Genomic DNA, 23,930 nt, shown 5'->3' on the forward strand with positions numbered 1-23,930 from the left:
TGTTATGTGTCGGCAGACAAGACTAATGAAAATTTCAAAGCGATTTTTTTCAATTAAAAATGAAAGAAAACCCGCATCTAGCGAGTTTCCTTTGTATTATTTTATGAGAAAAAGCAATTTCTATGATTGATAACTAGTATTCACAACATTTGCACATCTCGTACAAAGTGTTGGATGTTCTTCGACTTGACCTACTGTTGTTGTTACAACCCAACAGCGCTCACATGTTTCCCCTGTAGCAGTACCAACAACTATTTTTACATCTTCAAAATTTTGTGCATTCTTAGGTGCATCGTTGATACTTCCACCAATTTCAAACCCAGAAACAATGAATAGTTGTTTAAGGTTTTCATCAACAGATGCCAATAATTCTTTCGTTTTATCGTTAGGATATAATACAATACTAGCACTAAGTGATTTACCTATAACTTTTTCGTTCCTAGCTACCTCAAGTGCTTTTAAGACATCGTCTCTTAAGGTCATAAATGAATCCCATTTTGCTTCAATTTCATCCTGATTAGTAATGGTTTTCACTTCAGGCATATCAACCAACTGAACACTTTCTTCGGTTACAAAAGCGATTTGCTCCCAAACCTCATCAGCAGTGTGTGGTAAAATTGGTGCCATCAATTTTGTTAAAGCAAGCAAAGTTTCATATAACACAGTTTGAATTGCACGACGTTCTTTATTGTCAGCAGATTCGATATACAGTACATCCTTGGCAAAATCTAAGTAGAACGAACTCAATTCAATCGTACAGAAATTATGAACAGCATGGAAAATAGCAGCAAATTCATAGTTGTCATAAGATTTCTTAACCTTAGCAATAAGCTTATTTAATTTAACTAGCATGTATTGATCTACTTCTCTAAGCTCTGAAACATCAAGTGCATGATCTGGAGTAAAATCAGCTAAGTTACCTAGTAAGAATCGATAGGTGTTACGAATTTTACGGTAAACTTCAGCTACTTGCTTTAAAATATTATCAGAAACCCTTACGTCTGATTGATAATCAACGGATGCTACCCATAAACGAAGAATATCTGCTCCGAGTTGATTCATTACTTTTGATGGTACTACAACATTACCTATTGATTTACTCATTTTTCGACCTTCGCCATCTAGAGCAAATCCGTGACTTAGAATACCTTTGTATGGTGCTTTACCTGTAACTGCAACAGCTGTCGATAAAGAAGAGTTAAACCAACCACGATACTGATCAGAACCTTCTAAATATAAATCCGCAGGGCGCTGTAAATCGTCACGTTCAACTAACACTGCTTGGTGTGAAGATCCAGAATCGAACCATACATCCATGATATCCTGTTCTTTTGTAAATGTTCCATTTGGACTTGACTCGTGAGTGAATCCTTCAGGTAATAAATCCTTTGCTTCACGTTCAAACCAAACATTTGACCCATGTTCTCTAAATAAGTTTGATACATGATTGATTGTTTCATCATTGATAATAGGAGTTCCATTTTCACCGTAAAACACTGGGATTGGTACTCCCCATGCACGTTGACGTGAAATACACCAGTCCCCACGGTCACGTACCATGTTAAATAGACGAGTCTCGCCCCATGCAGGTACCCATTTTGTTTCTTTCACTGCATCCATTAATTCATAACGGAAATCTTTGATGGATGCAAACCATTGCGCCGTTGCACGGAAGATGGTTGGTTTTTTTGTACGCCAGTCATGTGGGTACGAGTGGGTGATAAACGAAAGTTTTAACAGTGCACCTACTTCTGACAATTTCTCAGAGATTGGCTTATTCGCCTCATCATAAAATAGGCCCTCAAACCCTTCAGCCTCAGATGTCATATAACCCTTTTCATCAACAGGACATAATACATCTAATCCATATTTTTGCCCAACAATAAAGTCATCCTCACCATGGCCCGGTGCAGTATGAACACAACCAGTACCTGACTCAGTAGTAACATGCTCTCCGCACATCACTAGGGAGTCACGACCATATATTGGGTGTTTAGCAATTACGTTTTCTAGTTCTTTACCTTTTACCTTTTTAACGGTTGAGACATTTTCCCATTCAAACTCTTTTGTTACACTTTCAAGTAAATCTGTAGCTACAACATATTTTTTATCACTAACTTCAACAACACTATAATCTAGGTCTGGATGTACAGAAATGCCAAGGTTAGCTGGAATAGTCCAAGGTGTTGTTGTCCAGATAACAATCTGTTCATTTCCTTCTAGAACACCCTTACCATCTTTCACCTCAAAGCCAACATAGATAGAGGCTGAGCGCTTATCTTGATATTCAATTTCTGCTTCAGCTAGTGCTGATTCACTTGAAGGAGACCAATAGACAGGTTTTAATCCTTTATAAATGTAGCCTTTTTTTGCCATGTCACCGAAAACTTTTATTTGTTGTGCCTCGTACTCAGGCTTTAAAGTGATGTATGGATTATCCCAGTCTCCTCGAACACCCAAACGTTTAAACTGCTCACGTTGACTATTAATTTGTTCGTAAGCATACTCTTCACATAGCTTTCTAAATTCAGCAACCGACATTTCTTTACGGTTTACTTTTTTATTTTTCGTGAGAGCTGTTTCTATTGGTAATCCGTGAGTGTCCCATCCTGGAACATACGGAGCACAAAATCCACTCATGGATTTATAACGAACGATAAAGTCCTTTAAAATTTTATTAAGAGCATGACCCATGTGGATATCCCCATTAGCATATGGAGGGCCATCATGTAAAATAAATAATGGGCGATCTTTCGTGTGCTCTTGTACCTTTTTATAAATATCCATTTCTTCCCACTTAGTTTGCAACTGTGGTTCTCTGTTTGGTAGATTTCCACGCATTGGGAATTCGGTTTTAGGCATTAATAACGTATCTTTGTACTCCATAAAAACATTTCTCCTCCAACTTTGGTTTCACTTTCATCATTGCCAAAAATAATCATTTACTATCAGCTTTAATGAAATATACATAATTTTTTAAAAATACAAAAAGACCTTCTCATCCCAAAAGGGACGAGAAGGTCTCGCGGTACCACCCTTAAATGACTAATAAAAATACAATTAGCCCACTCAAACATTCTTAACGTGAATGATTCGCCTAAACTTACTTAAGGTTCAGAAAGGAACTCCAGGGTGATCTTCATATTTTATCCTTAGTCAGGCTCACACCGTCCCTGACTCGCTTTGTAAGTAAAATAAAACACTACTGTCCCCATCATCGTTAACTATTTAATAAAATTTACTATAAATTATATGCTATAAATTGTCTAAACGTCAAGTTTGCTTCTGTTATCTTCAGAGTCATCAAAAACAGGTTCCACATTGTATTTCATTAAGTGGTCCCAGTCATCAGATTGAATTAGATCTAGTTGTGCTTCAATCAGCATTTTAAAACGATTTCTAAAAACTTTAGACTGTTTCTTGAGCTCTTCAATTTCAATAGCAATCTTTCTTGATTTAGCAAGAGATTCATTAATAATACGATCAGCATTTTTTTCTGCTTCTTTAATAATAAGTTTCGCTTCTTTTTGAGCATTTCTTTTTACGTCTTCAGCAGTCTCTTGAGCTATTAAAATTGATTTATTCAAAGTATCTTCAATATTTGTAAAATGACCTAATTTCTCACCTTGCTCTGCCAATTTAGCTTCTAGTTCCTTTTTTTCACGAATGACCAATTCATAGTCCTTAATCACTTGGTCAAGAAATTCATTAACTTCATCTTCATCGTATCCACGAAATCCTTTATTAAACTCTTTGTTATGAATATCTAATGGTGTTAAAGGCATATTGCCACCTCCAATAAGTAGTAGTGTTAGTCCATATATTTCACTATTCGACATATTCGACGTTAAAAGTCAAAATCCTGCAATGATTCTGGAATTATTTTTGTTTCCCTACAATGATTCGCCATTTTTCCTTTTTTGTTTTTCCTTCAATAGTAAGAAGTTTACTTCGTCCAAACCCACGAAGGGAAAGTACATCTCCTTCTTTACACTCAAAAGCTGTTTGTTCTACAATTTTCCAATTAACCTTAACCAAACCAGATTGTATAAACGCTTGAATCTTTTGCCTAGACAAGTTATAGATGGAAGATAGTACCACATCAAGTCTCATTGAAGAAACTGTTGTGGAATGTTCATCCCACGCTTCCTCAGTTAAGACAATATTGTCAAAAGAAATTTCTTTAAGAGAAACTGTCGCTTTTCCGACTGATTCCAGGTTCACCCGAATATAATCTCCTATTTCTTTTGCTACAATAATCTGAACGAGGTCACCAGAGACAAGGATATCCCCAAACTTACTCCTCTTTACACCTAAAGACATTAGGGATCCTAATATTTTACGGTGATCAATTGTAACAAATTTAGAAGGATACACAATTTGAAAAACAGATAACTGAAAATCATCAACTGCGGGTTTATAATATTCAGGGTATAGAAGTGCCCTTTTTCTTTCGGTAGAATCATGTCCACCGTAGAAGCTAACCTGAACTTCTGAGTCATTACCGATGATAAGTTTCATCATATCCTGTTCTCTAGGATCTAGAAAGTCTGTTGTTTTAGGAGCGTATTGTGTAAGTACAGTTTCCTTCCATGACATTACTTGATCAATAAAGGCATGCTCTTCTTTTCGAAAATGTTGATAGATATTCATATAAATGATTTCTCCATATACTAAATTAGGTCGAACTACTTAAAGAAACTCGGCTAATGCCGAGCTTCAAGAATTGTACTATACACTAAAACATTCCAAATAAAGTATTTAATCCAATTGAAGCAAAATTCAAGACAAAAATAGCTACAATTGGCGAAATATCGATCATACCTAATGGTGGAATAATCTTTCTGAAAGGTTCTAAGTATGGCTCACAAATTTTTGTAAGAAATTGGCCAATCCTAGACTCTCTCGCATTTGGAAACCAAGACATTAAGATGTACGCAATTAATGCATATGAGTAAAATTGAATAGCTGTTTGTAAAATACCTTGAAGTAAATCCATCTAATCTACCACCTCTTCTCAGATAACTCATCCTCTGTAACAACGTCTGAAATATTACCAGAAACATCAACATTTTCAGGTGTACATAGGAAGATATTTGTCCCAATACGCTGAATATCCCCACCTATCGCGTAAACAGTACCACTTAGGAAATCAACAATACGCTTTGCTTGATCGTGCTGAATTCGTTGTAAATTAACTACAACTGCACGTCTGTTCTTTAAATGGTCAGCAATTTCTTGTGCTTCAGCATAAACTCGAGGTTCAAACAATACAACCTTAGAAGATTTTTGTACACTTTGTAAGCTTACTACATTTTGTTTAGCTGAAGATCTAGTAGCCTTTACAGGTTCAAGTTCCTCTTCTTCAAAATATTCATCTTCATTGTAGTCATATTCATCTTCTAATGCAAAAAAGCTTTTGAATTTATTTTTTATACTCATCTATCCTACCTCCTCAAAATTCCTTTCCAACTAAAGAAGTCCCTATTCTAAGAAAGGTCGCACCTTCCTCTACAGCAATTTCAAAATCATTTGACATACCCATAGATAGTTCAAGACATGGTGCATATGGTAGCGTTAAGGCTTGTACATCAAGACTTAGAAGTCTAAGGTTCCTAAAGCATTCTCTGATAACCTGTTGGTCTTCAGTGAATGGAGCCATTGTCATTAACCCAACAACTCTTATGTTTGGAAAATCCTTCATTTTATGTATGAAGTCAATTACTTCGTTTGAATGTATTCCGTGCTTTGATTCCTCACCAGAAACATTTACTTGAACGAAGCAATTTATCTGTTTCGAGGATCTCTTATGAATTTCTTCTGCTAATGACAATCGATCTAGTGAGTGTATATAGTCAACTTTATCAATAATTTTTTTTACTTTTTTAGTTTGTAGTGAACCAATAAAGTGCCAAGCTACTTTATGGTTTAGTTCATCCCACTTCTTTAATAAGCCATCATCCCTACTTTCACCTAGATGCGTGATTCCGGCTTCAACTGCTTCAATAGTACGATCTATACTAACATATTTCGTTACCGCGATAATTTGAACGTTGCTACGATCCCGCCCAAATTGCTTACAGGCTTCTTCAATACTAGCTTCTATTTCTATTAGATTTCCCTTCACATTCATAGTCCAATATCCTCCTTACGTCCAATATAGCTTGCCATTCTCCCTGACTGACCTTTATCACGTCGGTGTGAAAAAAACAGTTCTTTTTCACAACTCGTACAGTAAGAGGAAACTTGAATATTATCCTTAGGCACACCTGATTGAACCAAAAGAAGTTGATTTGCTATTTTTAGATCCAGGGAGTATTGTCCTTCACTAACAAGTTTGTAAGGTATGTATTCGTCATAGGTAAGGACTTCATTTACTTTTTCGATAACAGAGTTGTCAACGATATAACAGCATGAACCTATAGCAGGTCCAATCACGACATGAATATCCTCTGGAGATACTTTTTCTTCAGTGTCCCAGATTCTAATCATCTTTCCTCCTATATCATTTACTGTTCCTTTCCACCCCGCATGAGCTGCACCGATTAAATCATATTTAGGTGCAGAAAAATAAAGTGGAACACAATCAGCAAAACATAAAGTTAGAAGAAGGTTTCTTTCCCTTGTGTAAAGGCCATCCGTTCCCTTTATGCCCTGTTCGTATATATAAACACCTTTGCCAGCATGATTCCTCGTCACTTTCATAATTTCAGCATCATGGACTTGTTCTGAGCAAACCCAGTTCGAGGTTGGGAAGCCAATTGCATTGGCCAATTTATCACGGTTTTGTCCCACAAGTTTAGAATCATCTCCTACATGTAGACCCATATTAAAGGACTGAAAAGGGGCATCACTAAAACCACCTATCTTTGTCGTAAAACCAGCAACAATAGATGGGTCTATGTTTTCCCAACTCTTCAGTTGTAAAATTCCTTCACTTTGTCTTGAAAAGAGATTTTTTGTCATGAGTTAAATCCTTTTTTCGTTAATTTTTTACCTTCTTTTCCTTATTTTATCATAGTTTTACATAATTGAGTGCGAAAACATAAGAAAAATGTCAAACTTATGTAGCCTACTCAAGGTTTTTCATTTGTCTTACAAGGATCACATCTGCTCCAACTTTGACTATATTTTTCCACGGAATGACAATATCTTCATCTTTTCCAAAGAACCCCAACACTTTTCCTTGTCCAGATATAACGATTGCTTCAATTTTACCAGTCATTAAATTAATGTCAAAGTCCGTTATATTCCCTAAACGCTTACCGTCCCCAACATTTACAACTTCTTTCATCTGGAACTCTGATATATGAATCATATCGTACCCGCCCTCTCAAAAAATCCTTTTACTGTACTATATGATTCTGCAACTGATAATATTGTATAAAATTTAAACTCCTACTAAAATAACCTAAATGTACTGGGAGTCATTCGCTAAAATCCTCTTCGCTTTCCGCGGGCAGTCCGGGAGCCTCCTAGGTGATCTGCACCTGCGGGGTCTCCGTGTATTCTAGCGAATAACAATACTCTGAACAAAGTACAATAACAGGGGTTTATATAAATGTTTGTTCCTTATCAAATAGAAAGACACTGAGTGGATTGTAGCGGAAGGCACTTGACTCCTGCTCAGAAGTAGAGGAAAGGTCGAGACGCCGCAGACGGAACGTCGAGGAGGCTCGACTTCCTCCCCGATGGGAATTCGCACTTGAAAAAGCCCTAATAAAGAGTATCTAAAAAGAACTGCCCCATTTAAGGACAGTCCTATGCATTAGTTTTGAATGTTCTTATTCATTTGTTTAATGGCAGCTTTTTCAAGGCGTGAAACTTGGGCTTGAGAAATCCCAATTTCTTCAGCAACTTCCATTTGAGTCTTTCCTTGGAAAAAACGTTTCCTTAATATTAATTTCTCACGCTCGTTAAGACGTCTCATACCTTCTTTTAATGCAATTTCTTCAATCCAGTTAATATCCCGATTTCGTTCATCACTTAACTGATCCATCACAAAAATTGGATCTCCTCCATCATTATAAATCGGTTCAAATAATGATACAGGGTCTTGAATAGCATCTAAGGCAAACACAATTTCCTCATGTGGAACATCGAGCACCTTCGAAATCTCTTCTGCCGTTGGCTCCCTTGAAGTCTCACTCATTAAACGCTCCCTCACTTGTAATGCTTTGTAAGCAATATCTCTAAGGGATCTTGATACTCTGATTGGATTATTATCTCTTAGATATCGTCTTATTTCACCAATGATCATAGGCACAGCATATGTAGAGAATTTGACATTTTGGCCTAGATCAAAGTTGTCAATAGACTTCATTAATCCAATGCATCCTACCTGGAATAGGTCATCTACAAATTCCCCCCTGTTATTAAACCGTTGAATAACACTGAGAACCAATCGTAGATTTCCATTTACTAATTTCTCTCGTGCAGACAAATTACCACTTTGCATTTGTCTAAAAAGTTCTCTCATTTCTTCATTCTTAAGTACTGGTAGCTTTGAAGTATCTACACCACAAATTTCAACTTTATTTCGAGTCAATTCTTTCCCTCCTAACAGGAGTTGCTGTACAAAGTTAAGTATCTCCTTTGGAGGGAAAAATATGCACAAGCTATTTCTCGAATTTACAGGAAAAGGCAAGAAAAAACCCGAATAGTAGCGTAATTTCGGCGACTAAATCGGGTAAAAAAAATTTTTTATTACACCATTTTATTGAATTCTTTTCGGAGTCTTTTAATGATCCTCTTCTCAAGCCTGGAAATATAAGATTGTGATATACCAAGCATATCAGCTACGTCTTTTTGAGTTTTCTCTTCTCCACCAATTAACCCAAAGCGGAGCTCCATAATTTGTTTTTCTCGCTCGTTTAATTGATGCAGTGCTTTAACTAGTAACTTGCGATCAACATTTGCTTCTAGATCCTTAGTAATAATATCTTCCTCTGTGCCTAGAACATCTGATAAAAGAAGTTCATTACCATCCCAGTCGATATTTAGGGGCTCATCAAAGGAAACTTCCGACCGAATTTTATTATTTCTTCGTAAGTACATGAGGATCTCGTTTTCAATACATCTTGATGCATATGTAGCTAATTTAATTTTCTTTTCAGGGTTAAAGGTATTTACCGCTTTAATTAGTCCTATAGTTCCGATACTTATCAAATCTTCTATATTAATACCCGTGTTTTCAAATTTTCTTGCAATGTATACAACTAATCTTAAATTTCTTTCTATTAAGATTGATCTTGCAGCTTTATCTCCAGTAGGAAGCTTTCTTAATAAAAGCTCTTCTTCGTCCTTTGAAAGTGGTGGTGGTAGGGCTTCACTTCCACCAATGTAGTAAATTTCATCAGTTTTAATACCAAATTTCAGTAATATTTTATACCACAAATAGGTTAAACGAAGTTTAAGTTTGACCACGTAAAGTTCCTCCTTCTAAATTGTAGTTTGATGAGTATGATAGTATAGATAACTCTAAGATGCCGGTTGAACAGTTGATGAGAGCAGCATTTTGGGATGAACAATACATTCATACTCTCCATCGGAAGATAGAGGGGTATGATTAAGTGCAATCAAACCTTTCGTAACAGAGATTTGTTCACCGTTATGGAAAATCGTAATCTTATCAGGTTTAATAGCGAGTAGAAATTGATGGTCTTGACCAACACCTCGATACGGTATTATTCGGATTCTGCTTTCCCATTTATGGGCTTCTTGATCTTGATCAGAACCTAAAGCTTCAATATTTTTTGATTGTCGAATAATTGACTCAGGAAAAAAATGAACTGTTTTAGTTGTATCAACAATTAGTACTGGACTTTTTGTTATCGGATCATATAACTGATTACCACTATCTATTAATCCCTTTACCCGAAGTTCAAGAGACTCTATAGATATGACCACTTCAGCAATCTGATCAAATTGTATCTTTTTCATTTCAAAATCACTAATTTGTTTTCTGGTAAAATACCATAACACAGGAAATCCAACCAATACGAAAGCCCAACTAATAGGATTGCCAAAACCTGTTGTATTTGTCATTAGTACGCCATCCAATACCTTTACTTCATATTCCAAGAAATTATGAACACCAATCATTCCACCACCAACTACAAAGGTAGCAAAATAAAAGGTTAATAGATTTTGAATAAAATATCGGAAACGTTTAAATCCAAAGGCACTACCAATTATTAAAAATGAAAAAATTAGTTTTATAATTGGATGTGATGCATACATTGACAAAGGAGATACCATTAAAATAACAATTAAAGACCCAATAAATGCCCCTAATACCATTCTCCATATTAAAATTTTTCGCTTTAAAATGAATGCTGTCAGTAAGAGTAACAACCCATCAAATAGAAAGTTCAGCAACCAAATAACATCAAGGTAGATGTTCAATCCCGTTCTCCTTTCAAGAGTGCCCTTATTCGATTTACTACCTATTATTAATAGTATATAGTACATTCTCTATTGAAGTCTGTCACTTGCTGACGATTATAGAGGAGAAATTTTGATAGATTTTTACGAATATTGTAAAACAATGTATTCTAGATGTTTTTTTAGAATAGCTTTCCATATATAGATTCTCTAAAAACCTTTCACACAATAGAAAAAGAATCTTCCCAATTGGAAAGACTCTTTCAAATATTATCTGCGACGATTACGATTTCTTAAGAATGCCGGAATATCTAGAGCTTCGTCATTCTGAGAGCTTTCTTTAGTAGGACGGGATTGATATTCGTTCGAAGAATCATCTCGTTTTGTTTCTCTCGTTGTAGTTGAAGCTTGTTTTGTAGTGTTAATGGCTGGTCTTACAGGTTTAGAGGAAGTAGTATCAATATCATTAAAGCCAGTTGCAATGACTGTAACTAATATTTCATCCTTTAAATTTTCATTGATAACTGATCCGAAAATCATATTTACTTCTTCGTCTGATGCAGAGGCAACTATGTCTGCAGCCTCTTGAACCTCATACAAGCTCAAGTTAGTACCACCAGTGATGTTCATTAGTACACCTTGTGCACCATCAATAGAAGTTTCTAATAAAGGACTTGAAATAGCTCGTTTAGCTGCTTCAGCTGCACGATTTTCACCAGTTGACATTCCAATACCCATTAATGCTGAACCTTTGTTCGACATTATAGTTTTAACATCAGCGAAGTCTAGATTAATTAACCCTGGTACAGCGATTAAGTCAGATATACCTTGTACACCTTGACGAAGTACATTATCAGCTTCTCTGAACGCCTCAAGCATCGGAGTATTTTTATCAACGATTTCTAAAAGGCGGTCGTTTGGAATAACGATTAAGGTATCTACGCCCTCTTTCATTGCTGCAATCCCACCTGCAGCTTGCCCTGCTCTTTTTCTACCTTCAAAAGTGAAAGGACGAGTAACAACACCAACAGTTAAGGCACCAAGGTCACGCGCAATAGAAGCTATAACCGGAGCTGCACCAGTACCAGTTCCGCCACCCATACCTGCCGTAACGAAAACCATGTCTGCACCTTTTAATACTTCTTCGATTTGTTCTCTGCTTTCTTCTGCTGCCTTCTTACCAACTTCAGGATTTGCACCTGCACCTAAACCACGAGTAAGCTTACCACCAATTTGCATTTTGATATCAGCTTTTGATAAGTTTAATGCTTGCGCATCTGTGTTAACAGCAATAAAGTCCACACCTTGTACACCATGTTCGATCATTCGGTTTACAGCGTTATTTCCACCGCCACCTACACCAATAACTTTAATCGTTGCTAATTGGTCAAGATTTGTATCTAACTCCAACATCTAAGATCCTCCTAATTCATCGAAAGAGCTTTTCGATACTTCTACTCAAAGAAGTAACCGAAAAATCTTTTAACTTTTTTTCCAATATTTTGATCATCGTTTGTGTTTGGCTTGTTTTTTACTGGTTGTTGTTTTGTGTTTCTCTTTTCTGATTCTTGTGAAATCATAGAACCAATTCGCTTACCTTGAATTTTTGAGTGCTCATATGCAAACTGAATTAGGCCTACACCAGTTGAGAATTGTGGCTCACGAACTCCAATGTAATCTGGTTTTGCAATTCTAACATTACTCTGCAGTACTACTTGGGCTAGTTCTAAAACCCCAGGTTGATTAACAACTCCACCGGTTAGAACAAATCCTCCTGGAAGATCTCTAACATTTAATTTCCTTAATTCATTAATTACTAAGTCTAGAATTTCTTCTAATCTTGCTTCAATTATATCTGATATTTCTAATTGGTTAAACTGCTGGTGCTGATCACTACCAATAATCGGTACACTAAATACTTCTTCTTCAGATGCGTCATCATAGAAGGCATGTCCATGTTTTATTTTTATTTTTTCAGCATCTTCAGTAGATGTTCGTAAACCAATTGAGATATCCTTTGTGATATGATCTCCGCCAACAGGAATAACGTTTGAAGATTGTAAGAAACCATCTCTGAAAATAGAAACTGTGGTTGAGCCACCACCAATATCTATTAATGCCACTCCTAGATTCTTTTCATCTTCTGAGAGAGTAATAGAACCTGCAGCTAGAGGCTGTAGGCAAATGGCTGCAATTGTAAGTCCTGCTCGTTCAACACAGCGCAATAAATTATGTAATATCGTTCTTGAAGTGGTGATAATCGTCCCTTGCATTTCAAGACGTACACCAAGCATCCCACGAGGATCACTAATTTCATCATATCCGTCAACAATAAACTGTTTTGGTATAACATCAATGATTTCACGTTCTGGTGGAATCGAAACAAATTGAGCTGCCTCAATAACCCTCATTACATCCTCATTGCTTATTTCACGATTTTCGCGACTTTCACTTGAAACGGCTATAACACCATGACACTCTTTCAATTGTACGTTATTTGCGGGCACACTAACAACAACTTGTTTTATTGGCATACCAACCATTCTTTCAGCTTGTTCAACAGCCTTCTTAATTGAATGAACGGTTTCATCTATATCTACAATTGAACCTTTTTTAAGTCCTTCAGATTTCACATTTCCTACACCAATTATGTTTAAGGAATCATGGCTCATTTCACCAATGATTACTTTAACACTGGATGTACCGATGTCAAGACTTACGTAAATTTCATTGCTGTTCATTCTTTGGCACCTCCTTTTACAATTAAAGCATCTCTCATTCGAGCGTATTTGAAGAATAACAGCTATTTTTTTTATAAAAATAAGTTACATAAAACAAATATTCAACAAATACAGTATTTTCCCTTTTAAAAAATTCAATTTTTTTCAATTTTATCTCTGGAAATACTCCACTTAGCAATTAATATCCTTCTAATAACAGCGATATTTTGAAATAGTCTAACTCCAAATGCAAAAACCGCTACTAAATACAAGTCTACACCAAGATGAACACCTAGAAAAGCTAAACTTGCAGCTAATAAAATATTAAAGAAAAAACCAGAAACAAAAACAGCTTGGTCATAAATATTTTGCAAATGAGCACGAATTCCTCCAAAGAGAGTATCAAGTGCAGCAAGAACAGCAATCGATAAATAGTTGGAATATTCATCTGGCACTTTAAATTCTGATGATAATCCTAGTAATATACCTATTAGTAATCCTATAATAGGGAGCCACATGTTTAACTTCCACCTTTTCCACTTGTAACTGGTTCTAAATGTTTAATACGAATCACATCATCATAAGCCGGAATAGTCAGTTCACTTATTGCGTCTGAGACTGATAAAATAAGGTTATCTGAGAAGAAATCTTGAATCGAGTTTGAAACTTTCATTCGATTTGATAGCTTCTCCGCATCATCGGTTATAACTCTTATTTCTATTGGAAGAGAACGGATAGGATACGTATCGATTTTAGTATACTGCTGTATTTCACGAATAACAGTTGTATTAATAATCCTATGGCCGTCTATTGAAATTTCTTCAGCGTTATAGGAGTTTAATTCGTTTATTAATCTTCTTAATAGTTCCGGAGAAACGTAACTCACAGGTTCACCTACGGTGTTAAATGAAGGCTCGACCGTTAATATTATACCTGGTCCAGTGACTTCAGTAAGTCCCGCTTTTTCCCGTAATTCGTCTAATGTCTCCCTAAGGATGTTTTCTTTACTATCGTCCTTTTCTGTTTCGTACTTCACAATTTTCTCTTCATATTTATATATTTCAGATAAGAGCTCCGAATGCAGTTCTTGTTGCCTTTTTAAATCCTCCCGAAGTTCCCAGGTATCACGTGTATCTCTTACAACCGGTTCTTTAATGGTTTGGAATTGGACGGCTAACATGACACCGACTACGACTGTAACAATAGTAAAACTAATACTCGATTTTTTGTCCAACGTTCCCACCAACTTCTTTTTACATATTATTCATTTGTTTGTAATAATGGCTCCATAACAATCTCTGACTTTTTTTCTACTTTAATTACAATGTTATCCTGAAGTAATTGATCAATTACACCACCATTAATATTCAAGGCAGGAATTAAAACATCAGGATTCCCTATCCCAGCAATGACGAAAGGAGCAGGATAAGGGTTACCATCGACGGTTACTACTGGTCCATTACAGTAAATATAGGAGTCATGTGAAAGCCTTTTTCCATTAATAGATACTGCTTGTGCGCCAGAAATATATAATTCATTTATTACTTTAAATAGATGGCTCTCATGAACAATATAATTATTTACATCCTCACCAGTTGGTACATATGACGAATCTGATAGGGTAACCTGTATACCTTGTCCTTTTACCCTGACGTCTCCAACATACATACGAAGCTTTTCAACATCTTCAACAAGATTAAAATAAATTTTCTCTTGTTCGCCCTTAGCTAGTTCTTCCTCTATTTCACGGACTTTCTCTTGTTTTTCCACTAATTCCTTTTGAAGCTCACGATTTTTTTCCTCTTGTTCAATTAAATTATTTCGATATTCATATTCCTTAGTCCATTGCCGTTCAGTTGGTTTACCATTTCCGTTTGCAGCCTCTTGCTTAGTAAACTGATAAGAAAAAGAAATCATGAATCCTAATACTAGACATACAAACGAAAGAATGACATGTTTACCTCTCACTTTCACTCTCTTCATCTTCCTCTCGTTCATAAGCTTTAAAATAAGAAACTACCTCAAGATGAATAACCCCTTTTAAACTAGGGTCAAGCTCACTTATGATCGCCGGATAGGCTGACATTTTTTCAGCAAAGTTTCGTACAGTCGCACTCACTTCATACCCATCATTCATGAATAAAGTTATATGTAAAGGATCAGATGACTCAGGTGTATGGTGAATTTCAGATATAGAATTTGCAATACTAGGGTTTAGCTTGGTTAGTTCCTTAGCCATGTCCTGAATATCATCATTGTTTAACCAATTAATTAAAATGGGTGCATCAGAGGGAATTGTTGCTTCGGTTAGCGAATGAAGGACTTGTCCATTTTCTAATATAGGATAATATTGCTCCTCATTAGAAATATAGGCAACCCTTTTATATTCACTCACTTTTATAAGGACTTTATTTGGTAGCTTTTTCTCGACACTCACTGATTTAATCTCGGGATGGGTTTCAATTTGTTTACTTGTATTTTCTATATTAATTCTAAAGAAGCTTGTCTCTTTGGAAAGCTCACTTAACTTAATAATCTCCGTTTCTGAAACATTATAATATCCAGATATAAAGATTTTGGACACTTTGCTTAACGGAGATTGAATGTAAACGACACACATAACGAGCAGAAAGAAGATAGAAATGTACCATATTAGTCTTTTATTTGCTTTTTGTTTTCTCTTCTGTTTAAGTTTTGGGATCCTGTCTTCGATTGTTACAACTTTCCCTTTGGACATTTAACTTCACCCCACACTAAATTACAATATTCGAATAGAGAAAACGAGGAAAAAGTGAAACAAACGGCACCTAAAATGCCGTTTAACTTAAAAAAGCTCAATAATGAATAGTATATCATAAATGTAATTAATTAGGACATCCTATTATTTATTTTCTTCCTATAATTTCAACCTCTGTCTCCATTTTCACATCATGTTTTTCCTTAATGGTTTCTTTCACATGCTGTATTAAATCCAAAACGTCTTGTGCTTTCGCATTACCTGTATTTACAATGAAATTTGCATGCATATCCGAAATTTGCGCTCCGCCAATACTATGCCCTTTTAGGCCTGAATCCTCTATTAATTTTCCTGCGTAGTTTGGCAATGGATTTCGAAATATACTACCTGCACACGGGAAATTCCATGGTTGCGTTTCCTTTCGGTAATCCTTATTTTTCTTCATTTGATTAACAATTGCTTCACGGTCACCATTTTCTAATCTAAATACGGCTTCAATACAAATACCTGGTCGTTGCTTCTGTAGTATAGATGTACGGTATGAGAAAGTAAGCTCTTCATTTGTCAACCACTCCATCGTACCATCTGCAAATAAAATATGCGCTTTCACTAGAATTTTAGAGATATCTGAACCATGTGCCCCAGCATTCATATAGACCGCTCCTCCAACAGAACCAGGGATACCACTCGCAAATTCTAAGCCTGATAATCCTTTTTTGCTTATCATAGTTGATAATCTAACAACTGAAAAACCAGCACCAACAGTAACCGTTTCGCCCTCAATAGAAAGATGGTCAAGTCCATCTCCCAACTTTATTACAGCTCCTTCAATTCCTTTGTCAGAAACTAATAAATTTGACCCTCTCCCTATAGCTATCCATTTTATTTTATGCCTTTTGATAATTTCGATTGTGTTTTTTATACCTTGTATATCCTGTGGTTCTATAAAGATATCTGCCGGACCACCAATTTTCATTGTAGTGTGATTAGCTAATGGTTCATCTATCAACACTTTTCCGACATTTGCACTTATTAATTCTTGAACAATCGCTTCCACGATAGGTCTCCCCCTTTAGTAAAAACTTTAGTACTAAATACTGTGTTTGTATTTAAAGCAAACAAAGAAATTAGTAATAAGCTTTTTTATTAGTTTATGCAGGATGTTTACCTAAAGGTACTTAACTACTTTTTATAAGATGCTTAGTTTCAGCATATAGTCTTTGCGCCGCATCTCTAATACCCAATTCTTTAGACGCTATCTTCATTCTTTCCAATAATTGATGATCTAAAAGGATAGAATCTATATCAGATAATAGTATAGAGCCACTCATATCTGCCTCTAACCTTAAGATTGCTGCACCATTATCACTTAGTGCTCGTGCGTTCTTTTCTTGATGATTATTGGTAACATATGGGCTAGGAATAAGAATGCTTGGTAGACCTAATGCAGTTATTTCAGCCAGCGTAGTAGCACCCGCTCTTGCAACTATTAAATCTACACCTGCTAAAACCTCTGGCATATTATGAATAAACGGTTTAATCACAACATTATTAGGGCTTCCAACTTCCTTTACACGCTGTAACACTTTATCATAGTGTATTTCACCAGTTACATATACAACTTGATAATCCTTCTTACCAATCTCCGGCAACACCTCTAAAAACGCGTCATTAATCGGCCTTGCACCTCTGCTACCACCTACAATTAATACAGAGCGTTTATCATGACTTAAGTCAACAGATTCTCTTCCTTTAAATCCATCTCTTCCAACAACCTCAGATGCTCTTGGATTACCAGTCAAAACAACCTTCGGGCCATGAAAATAACTCCTAGCTTCTTCAAAGCAGATGGCTACCGTATCTACATAGCGTGAGAGAAACTTATTTGTTAAGCCAGGTACGCTGTTTTGTTCATGTATAATTGTTGGAATATGTAATTTTGCAGCTGCATATACAACTGGTCCACATACGTAACCACCAGTTCCTATGACTACATCCGGTTTAAATTCTTTTAAATACTTTTTACTATCTCTTACACCCTTAACAAATCTAAAAATTGTTTTAATATTATCTAATGATAGTTTACGTTTAAAGCCTGAAATGTCAATGGATTTAAAAGGAATATTCTCTCGTCTAACAATCTTATTTTCTAGGCCTACTTCGGTTCCAATATATAAAAATTCTACTGTAGAATCTATATTTTTAATTTCATTGATAAGTGCTATTGCCGGATAAATATGTCCGCCGGTTCCTCCGCCACTAATTGCTATTCTCATTGATGTAATTTACCTCCTAGATCGAGCTTATAAGCGCTAAGCTCTATATAACATTTGTAAAAATAGATAAACCCTGTTATAAAGAACAGGGTTTACACTAGCATTTCTATTATAGCATCGGTCAAGTTGTCTATAAAAGCATTTTAATTAATACCTTGCGTACCGGCTTATATTAAGTAATACACCTACAGCCATAAGCATTAGTGTTAAAGACGATCCACCATAACTTAAGAAAGGTAATGTTATACCAGTAACAGGCATTAACCCCGTGACTACTCCGATATTAATGATTACTTGGATGGCAATCATTCCAATAATTCCAATCCCTAAGAAGCTACCATATAAGTCAGGTGCACCTAATGCGATTCGAACCCCTCTCCATAAAAGAAGGCTGAATAACAGGATGACAAAAGAACCACCGATAAAACCAAGTTCCTCTGCAAGAATCGCAAAGATAAAATCCGTTTGTGGTTCAGGTAAGTAAAAGAACTTTTGCCTACTCTGACCTAGCCCTAATCCAAATAACCCACCCGGCCCGATAGCATAAAGTGACTGGATTATTTGAAAGCCACTTCCTAAAGGATCTTCCCAAGGGTTTAAAAAGGATGTAATACGTTTAATTCTGTATGGAGCAGAAAGGATGAGCGCTACAAATCCCGCAACCCCTAGTAAGCCTAAGCCTACAAAATGACTAATTCTTGCCCCTGCCACATAAATCATAACGATACAGGTACCTACCATAACAGTTCCTGTTCCTAAATCAGGCTGAAGCATAATCATTCCAAATGCTAAAAATACAAGTGAAAGTGACGGAACTAATCCCTGCTTAAATGAAGTAATCTTTTTTTGATTTTCCGATAAGTACTTGGCTAAAAAAGCAATCATAGCTAACTTCATAAATTCCGATGGTTGAACGGAAAATGCTCCAACGCCAATCCAACTCCGTGAACCATTTCTCTCCATTCCAATTCCCGGAATCAATACAGCTACTAATAGTACAAAACAAATAATAACGATTACCTTGGCCCACGTTCTCCATGTCCAATAATCTATATTCATAATAAAAAACATCGCTACAACACCAACACCAGCAAACAACAGTTGCCTTTTTGCAAAAAAGAAGGAATCATCAAATTTATAGGTCGCCCAAATTGCACTAGCACTATAAACCATGATTAAACCGACAGCTAGTAGGGATAATGTTATAACTATTAATATTATGTCAGGCGTGGATTTTTTGGTCGACAACGTAAACACCCCAAGATCTTAGATTAAGGGCTTGCATTACGGTGAAAAAATAGAAAATATCTATTTAGACCACTGCATTTTTACTCTTAGACGAGCCCTCATTTAAGCTTATGCACGGCATGAATAAAAATGTCTCCTCTTTCTTCAAAAGTTTTATATTGATCCCAACTTGCACACGCTGGAGATAGTAAAATAACATCTCCTTCGCTTGAATGATCATATGCCACTTTTACCGCATGTTCCACATTATCGACATATTTTATTGAATCTATTCCAGCTAACCTTCCTGCTCTTTCAAGTTTAGGAGCAGTTTGACCAAAAATAATTAATGATTTAACAGACTTTAACTCTGGTATTAAATCATCGAATTCATTCCCACGATCTAGGCCGCCAGCTAATAAAATGATAGATTGATTAAAAGCAGTTATTGCTTTTTGTGTAGCTAAAATATTTGTGGCCTTTGAGTCATTATAAAATTTGCGGCCATTGATTGTATCAACGAATTGTAAGCGGTGTTTCACACCTGTGAAAATCGTTAAGACCTGCCTTATGGCATTGTTTGATACTCCGATTAATTTAGCAGCTGATATGGCCGCCATTATATTTTCAAGGTTATGCTTTCCAGGTAATGCAATATCATCAATCAGAATTACAGGTTCTTGATTGTAGTAAATAAAGTTGTCTTTCACGTACACTCCTTCTTCAAGAATACGTTTAGTTGAAAACAGAACCCTTTTAGCCTTACTTTTATTTCCTAAATTCATCACTTCTAAATCATCAGCATTAATGACGCTATAGTCAGTCTCTTCTTGATTAACAAGTAGTTGACCTTTTGCATTAACATAATTTTCTTTCGTTCCATGATAATCAAGATGAGCATCAAAAATGTTTAACACAATCCCTATTTTCGGTCTGAATTTCTCGATTCCCATTAATTGAAAGGAAGACAATTCGGTAACAATGATATTATTTTTTGTTGCCTCTTTTGCAACCTCACAAGCCACCGTTCCTATGTTACCAGCTATAAGAGGGTTACGATTGCCTTTTTCCAAGAATTCATAGAGTAGGGTTGTGGTAGTCGTTTTACCATTCGAACCTGTTATACCTATAAAGTCTGCCTCACTGATTTGAAAAGCAAGCTCAATTTCAGTAATGATTGGAATATCTCGCTCAATTGCTCTAACCAAAAGTGGGTTCGTATAGGGAATTCCGGGATTTTTAACAATAACGTCAAAATGATCATCCAAAATTTCAATTGGATGACCTCCACAAACGACTTTTATACCAATTTGTTGCAATGCTTTTGCAGCTTCGTTCTCTTCGATTGGCTTTTGGTCATTAACTGTAACATTTGCACCCAACTCATGTAGTAAGTTTGCAGCTGCGGAACCACTTTTAGCCAACCCAAGAACTAGTACATTCTTCTGAAGATATTTTTCTGTATTTTTCAATTAAATCCACACCTCTATATAGATTGCTAGCATTGCAAATAATAAACCAACTGTCCAAAACGTGACTACTACACGCCACTCAGACCATCCTACGAGCTCATAATGATGGTGTAAAGGACTCATTTTAAAGATTCTCTTTCCTGTTGTTTTAAAGGAAATAACCTGAAGGATAACGGAGAGAGTTTCTAAAACAAATACTCCACCTACAATAATTAATAATATCTCCAATTTAGTTAGAATAGCAATTGTTGCAATCGCTCCACCTAACGCAAGAGAGCCTGTATCTCCCATAAATACCTTTGCGGGGTGTGCATTAAATACTAAGAACCCAAGCACCGCTCCTACTATAGCTACTGAAAATATAGCAATTTCAAACTCTGATTGATTCCAAGCTAGCACAGCAAAAGCACCAAAGGCAATGGCAGCAGTACCTGATACCAATCCATCCAAGCCATCTGTTAAATTAACTGCATTCGAAAAGCCAACAAGCCAAAAAATAATAAAAAATACATAAGTCCAGCCTAAGTCAAAACCAAAATTTAAACCCGGTATTTCAACCACCGTAGAAAAACCATTCTTATTAGCTATAAAATAAAAAATAATAGCAATGATTATTTGACCAGCAAGCTTTTGTTTTGAAGTAAGTCCTAAATTTCGTTTCATCACAACTTTTATAAAATCATCAAGAAACCCAAGAAGACCATAGCCAAGTGTTACAAATAGCAATAAGAAAGTCGTTACTGTAGGTTCGGAAAATTTACCTGTCATAACAAGTGTTGTAACAACAATGGATAATAATATGACGATGCCACCCATTGTCGGTGTCCCTGATTTCTTTTGATGTGACTTAGGCCCTTCCTCTCTTATGCTTTGTCCAAATTTTAATCTACGTAAGAAGGGAATAAAGAGAGGGGATAGTAGGACACAAATTAGAAACCCCATTATAATTGTAAACAAGATCACTTGTTCAAGCATGATTACTCCCTCCTTCCTGAGTTTTGAACTTTAAACTTTCAATTCTATTGGATAATTTTTTCAATCTATGTGTTACAGGACTATCATATGTGAAATTTCCTTCATTATGATTATCTGTTTTAGATAGTCTAAATTCTGTTTGTAACGTAGGTATATTTTCTTCGTAAAAATCTACTAGTTTTTCAAGAGCTTCAAATGTATCATCTACCATAAATGTTGGAAAATGATTCGGTACAAACGTGGGTATTGGTTGGTCGTTTGGCCAGATAGCCGCTATCGCACCACCATTTATAGCTTCTAATAAGTAATCGCTATATTCTTTGTCCGTTGAATCAATTATTGGGAAGTAAAGCCCTTTTGAAACAAACTCTTCAGAACTTATATACACTGTAAGAAAGGGAAGCGCATCCTCCTGTATTCCCTTGGTTGAGGGAAATAACTCTTTTACATGTTTGTAAAGTAACATTAATTTCTACGCTCCTTTATAGCCTTTGAAGCAACAAGTCGATCATCAAAATCTAGTGTGTTATCTCCAATAATTTGATAGGTTTCATGACCTTTTCCAGCGATTACAATTACATCTTCATTCCGAGCATCATTTACAGCAAATTTGATTGCTTCTTCTCGATCTACAATCGTTTTAAAATTGCCTTCTGCACCAGCTTCCATTTCAAGCAGGATTTGTTGTGGATCTTCAGACCTAGGGTTATCTGATGTAAAAATAGAACAATCTGCATACTTCGTGGCAATGGAAGCCATTAAGGGGCGTTTTGTTTTATCACGGTCTCCTCCACAACCTACCACTACTGTTACTTTTCCGTTTGCAAACTGTTTTACAGTTGTTAGGACATTTTCAAGGCTATCTGGTGTATGTGCATAGTCAACAATGACTGTATATCCTTGGCCTTCGTGGACCAATTCAAAGCGCCCAGGTATTCCCTCTAAATCTTCAACTGATTTAATAATCGTTTCTAACGGAACACCAGAGTATAAACATGTCGCAACCGAAGCTAAAATATTATAAACACTAAATTTACCTACTAGTTTCGTTTTCACTGTCTTTAGCCCAAATGGTGTAACCAATGTAAAGGCAGTACCTGACGAAGTCATTGAAATATCCTTTGCCATAATGTCACTATTGTTGTCAATGCCATATGTAATAACAGTTGCAGCAGTGCTTTTTTGGTACTCCCGTGAAGATATGTCGTCACTATTTAATATAGCAAACTTGGGTTTACGATGGTTAAACGAATTTCCTAATCCGGAAAACAATAAACCCTTTGCTCTTCTATAGTCATCCATTGATTTATGAAAATCTAAGTGGTCCTGTGTTAAGTTTGTAAACACAGCAATATTAAATTCACACCCATGAACTCGTCCAATATCTAGAGCGTGTGAGGACACCTCCATAACAGCTGTATCTACCTTTTCGCTAACCATAGTTGCGAACGTTTTCTGCAATGTTAATGATTCAGGAGTTGTATTTTTAGTCTCATATACTTTTTCCCCAATTTTCATGTACATCGTACCAATCATGCCTGTACGAAGCCCATGGTCTCTCATAACCTTTTCAATAATATGGGTAGTTGACGTTTTACCATTTGTTCCAGTAACACCTATTAAATGAAGTTTTTGAGTTGGTTGATTATAAAACGCATCAGCTAATATAGCCATAGCTCTTCTCGTATCACTAACTATAACTACTGGTACGGGGATATTAAGTTCCACTTGTGATAAGATCGCGACAGCGCCCTTTTCAACTGCCTGTTCCGCAAATTCATGCCCGTCAAAATGATCTCCTTTTATACATATAAACAAGGAACCGGTGGTAACTTGGCGGGAATCCATTTCTATTGAGGTAATAGAAGGGTTATTGTTTATCCCATCAATTGTATGTGTATGTAAATGTGAAATTAACGTATTTAAATCCATTAAAACCATTTCCTCTCATTTTTATCACGAAGTTCTTCAGACTTAAGTTTTCATAGTACGATATTTATAAAAGCTTTGTCTAGGGGTAAAATGACTACTTTAAGTTTCTTACCCCCTAGTTATTTTAAATGATGTGCACTAGCATTGTAAATTAACTTTACTATTTATCAGTACTTTTATGATTTTTTCGTGATAGAAAAAGAAG

The 23,930-nt window shown here is 35.9% G+C and carries 24 protein-coding genes and 1 other annotated feature; all 24 genes read right to left on the reverse strand.

Annotation, left to right across the window (positions count from 1 at the left end; genetic code table 11):
• Positions 1–120: 120 nt before the first annotated feature.
• The 24 genes from ileS to J2Z26_RS06980 all read right to left on the reverse strand — a co-directional run bounded on the left by ileS (position 121) and on the right by J2Z26_RS06980 (position 23,725).
• The gene (gene ileS / locus J2Z26_RS06865; protein WP_193536792.1) at positions 121–2,886 is read right to left on the reverse strand and encodes an isoleucine--tRNA ligase; all 2,766 of its coding nucleotides are present in this window, start codon (positions 2,884–2,886) and stop codon (positions 121–123) included.
• Between the two features lie 119 nt (positions 2,887–3,005).
• Positions 3,006–3,227 (reverse strand) — a binding site (T-box leader).
• 39 nt (positions 3,228–3,266) lie between these two features.
• Positions 3,267–3,785: a DivIVA domain-containing protein gene (locus J2Z26_RS06870; RefSeq protein ID WP_193537359.1), complete on the reverse strand. Its 519-nt coding sequence runs from the start codon at positions 3,783–3,785 to the stop codon at positions 3,267–3,269.
• A 94-nt stretch (positions 3,786–3,879) separates the two neighbouring features.
• Positions 3,880–4,653 carry a YlmH family RNA-binding protein gene (locus J2Z26_RS06875; RefSeq protein ID WP_193536794.1) on the reverse strand — a complete coding sequence of 258 codons (774 nt, stop codon included), beginning with the start codon at positions 4,651–4,653 and terminating at the stop codon, positions 3,880–3,882.
• Between the two features lie 85 nt (positions 4,654–4,738).
• Positions 4,739–4,999, reverse strand: a complete 261-nt coding sequence (locus tag J2Z26_RS06880; RefSeq protein WP_193536796.1) for a YggT family protein — start codon at positions 4,997–4,999, stop codon at positions 4,739–4,741.
• 5 nt (positions 5,000–5,004) lie between these two features.
• Entirely contained in the window at positions 5,005–5,442 is a 438-nt protein-coding gene (locus tag J2Z26_RS06885; protein WP_193536798.1) for a cell division protein SepF, read from the reverse strand.
• 13 nt (positions 5,443–5,455) lie between these two features.
• A complete protein-coding gene (locus tag J2Z26_RS06890) occupies positions 5,456–6,133 on the reverse strand; it encodes a YggS family pyridoxal phosphate-dependent enzyme (protein WP_193536800.1) in 678 nt (225 codons plus the stop codon).
• Entirely contained in the window at positions 6,130–6,966 is an 837-nt protein-coding gene (gene pgeF / locus J2Z26_RS06895; protein ID WP_193536802.1) for a peptidoglycan editing factor PgeF, read from the reverse strand. The genes J2Z26_RS06890 and pgeF overlap by 4 nt, the downstream gene beginning before the upstream one ends.
• A 106-nt stretch (positions 6,967–7,072) precedes the next feature.
• Positions 7,073–7,318, reverse strand: coding sequence for a YlmC/YmxH family sporulation protein (locus J2Z26_RS06900; RefSeq protein WP_193536804.1), 246 nt, complete (start codon positions 7,316–7,318; stop codon positions 7,073–7,075).
• Between the two features lie 450 nt (positions 7,319–7,768).
• Positions 7,769–8,590, reverse strand: coding sequence for an RNA polymerase sporulation sigma factor SigG (gene sigG, locus J2Z26_RS06905; RefSeq protein WP_406565559.1), 822 nt, complete (start codon positions 8,588–8,590; stop codon positions 7,769–7,771).
• Positions 8,591–8,706: 116 nt separating this feature from the next.
• Positions 8,707–9,426: an RNA polymerase sporulation sigma factor SigE gene (gene sigE, locus J2Z26_RS06910; protein ID WP_193536808.1), complete on the reverse strand. Its 720-nt coding sequence runs from the start codon at positions 9,424–9,426 to the stop codon at positions 8,707–8,709.
• A 54-nt stretch (positions 9,427–9,480) separates the two neighbouring features.
• Positions 9,481–10,407, reverse strand: a complete 927-nt coding sequence (spoIIGA, locus tag J2Z26_RS06915; protein ID WP_193536810.1) for a sigma-E processing peptidase SpoIIGA — start codon at positions 10,405–10,407, stop codon at positions 9,481–9,483.
• A gap of 249 nt (positions 10,408–10,656) precedes the next feature.
• Entirely contained in the window at positions 10,657–11,799 is a 1,143-nt protein-coding gene (gene ftsZ, locus J2Z26_RS06920) for a cell division protein FtsZ (RefSeq protein WP_193536812.1), read from the reverse strand.
• A 41-nt stretch (positions 11,800–11,840) separates the two neighbouring features.
• Positions 11,841–13,127 (reverse strand): cell division protein FtsA, encoded by a 1,287-nt coding sequence (gene ftsA / locus J2Z26_RS06925; RefSeq protein ID WP_193536814.1) that lies wholly within the window; start codon positions 13,125–13,127, stop codon positions 11,841–11,843.
• 134 nt (positions 13,128–13,261) lie between these two features.
• The gene (locus J2Z26_RS06930) at positions 13,262–13,624 is read right to left on the reverse strand and encodes a small basic family protein (RefSeq protein WP_193536816.1); all 363 of its coding nucleotides are present in this window, start codon (positions 13,622–13,624) and stop codon (positions 13,262–13,264) included.
• A 2-nt stretch (positions 13,625–13,626) separates the two neighbouring features.
• Positions 13,627–14,340, reverse strand: a complete 714-nt coding sequence (locus J2Z26_RS06935) for a DUF881 domain-containing protein (RefSeq protein WP_193536818.1) — start codon at positions 14,338–14,340, stop codon at positions 13,627–13,629.
• A gap of 26 nt (positions 14,341–14,366) precedes the next feature.
• Positions 14,367–15,089 carry a DUF881 domain-containing protein gene (locus J2Z26_RS06940; protein WP_227413721.1) on the reverse strand — a complete coding sequence of 241 codons (723 nt, stop codon included), beginning with the start codon at positions 15,087–15,089 and terminating at the stop codon, positions 14,367–14,369.
• The gene (locus J2Z26_RS06945) at positions 15,064–15,843 is read right to left on the reverse strand and encodes a cell division protein FtsQ/DivIB (RefSeq protein ID WP_193536822.1); all 780 of its coding nucleotides are present in this window, start codon (positions 15,841–15,843) and stop codon (positions 15,064–15,066) included. Before J2Z26_RS06945 ends, J2Z26_RS06940 begins: the two co-directional genes overlap by 26 nt.
• Before the next feature lie 148 nt (positions 15,844–15,991).
• Positions 15,992–16,900, reverse strand: a complete 909-nt coding sequence (gene murB, locus J2Z26_RS06950; RefSeq protein WP_193536824.1) for a UDP-N-acetylmuramate dehydrogenase — start codon at positions 16,898–16,900, stop codon at positions 15,992–15,994.
• Between the two features lie 121 nt (positions 16,901–17,021).
• The gene (gene murG / locus J2Z26_RS06955; RefSeq protein ID WP_193536826.1) at positions 17,022–18,119 is read right to left on the reverse strand and encodes an undecaprenyldiphospho-muramoylpentapeptide beta-N-acetylglucosaminyltransferase; all 1,098 of its coding nucleotides are present in this window, start codon (positions 18,117–18,119) and stop codon (positions 17,022–17,024) included.
• A 147-nt stretch (positions 18,120–18,266) separates the two neighbouring features.
• Positions 18,267–19,367: a stage V sporulation protein E gene (gene spoVE / locus J2Z26_RS06960; protein ID WP_193536828.1), complete on the reverse strand. Its 1,101-nt coding sequence runs from the start codon at positions 19,365–19,367 to the stop codon at positions 18,267–18,269.
• A gap of 98 nt (positions 19,368–19,465) precedes the next feature.
• Positions 19,466–20,818: a UDP-N-acetylmuramoyl-L-alanine--D-glutamate ligase gene (gene murD / locus J2Z26_RS06965; RefSeq protein WP_193536830.1), complete on the reverse strand. Its 1,353-nt coding sequence runs from the start codon at positions 20,816–20,818 to the stop codon at positions 19,466–19,468.
• Entirely contained in the window at positions 20,819–21,793 is a 975-nt protein-coding gene (mraY, locus tag J2Z26_RS06970; RefSeq protein ID WP_193536832.1) for a phospho-N-acetylmuramoyl-pentapeptide-transferase, read from the reverse strand. It lies immediately after the preceding gene.
• Positions 21,786–22,259 (reverse strand): hypothetical protein, encoded by a 474-nt coding sequence (locus J2Z26_RS06975; protein ID WP_193536834.1) that lies wholly within the window; start codon positions 22,257–22,259, stop codon positions 21,786–21,788. The genes mraY and J2Z26_RS06975 overlap by 8 nt, the downstream gene beginning before the upstream one ends.
• A complete protein-coding gene (locus J2Z26_RS06980; protein ID WP_193536836.1) occupies positions 22,259–23,725 on the reverse strand; it encodes a UDP-N-acetylmuramoyl-L-alanyl-D-glutamate--2,6-diaminopimelate ligase in 1,467 nt (488 codons plus the stop codon). Before J2Z26_RS06980 ends, J2Z26_RS06975 begins: the two co-directional genes overlap by 1 nt.
• Positions 23,726–23,930: the final 205 nt, after the last annotated feature.

It is taken from the genome of Cytobacillus luteolus (assembly GCF_017873715.1).
Taxonomy (GTDB): domain Bacteria; phylum Bacillota; class Bacilli; order Bacillales; family Bacillaceae_L; genus Bacillus_BV; species Bacillus_BV luteola.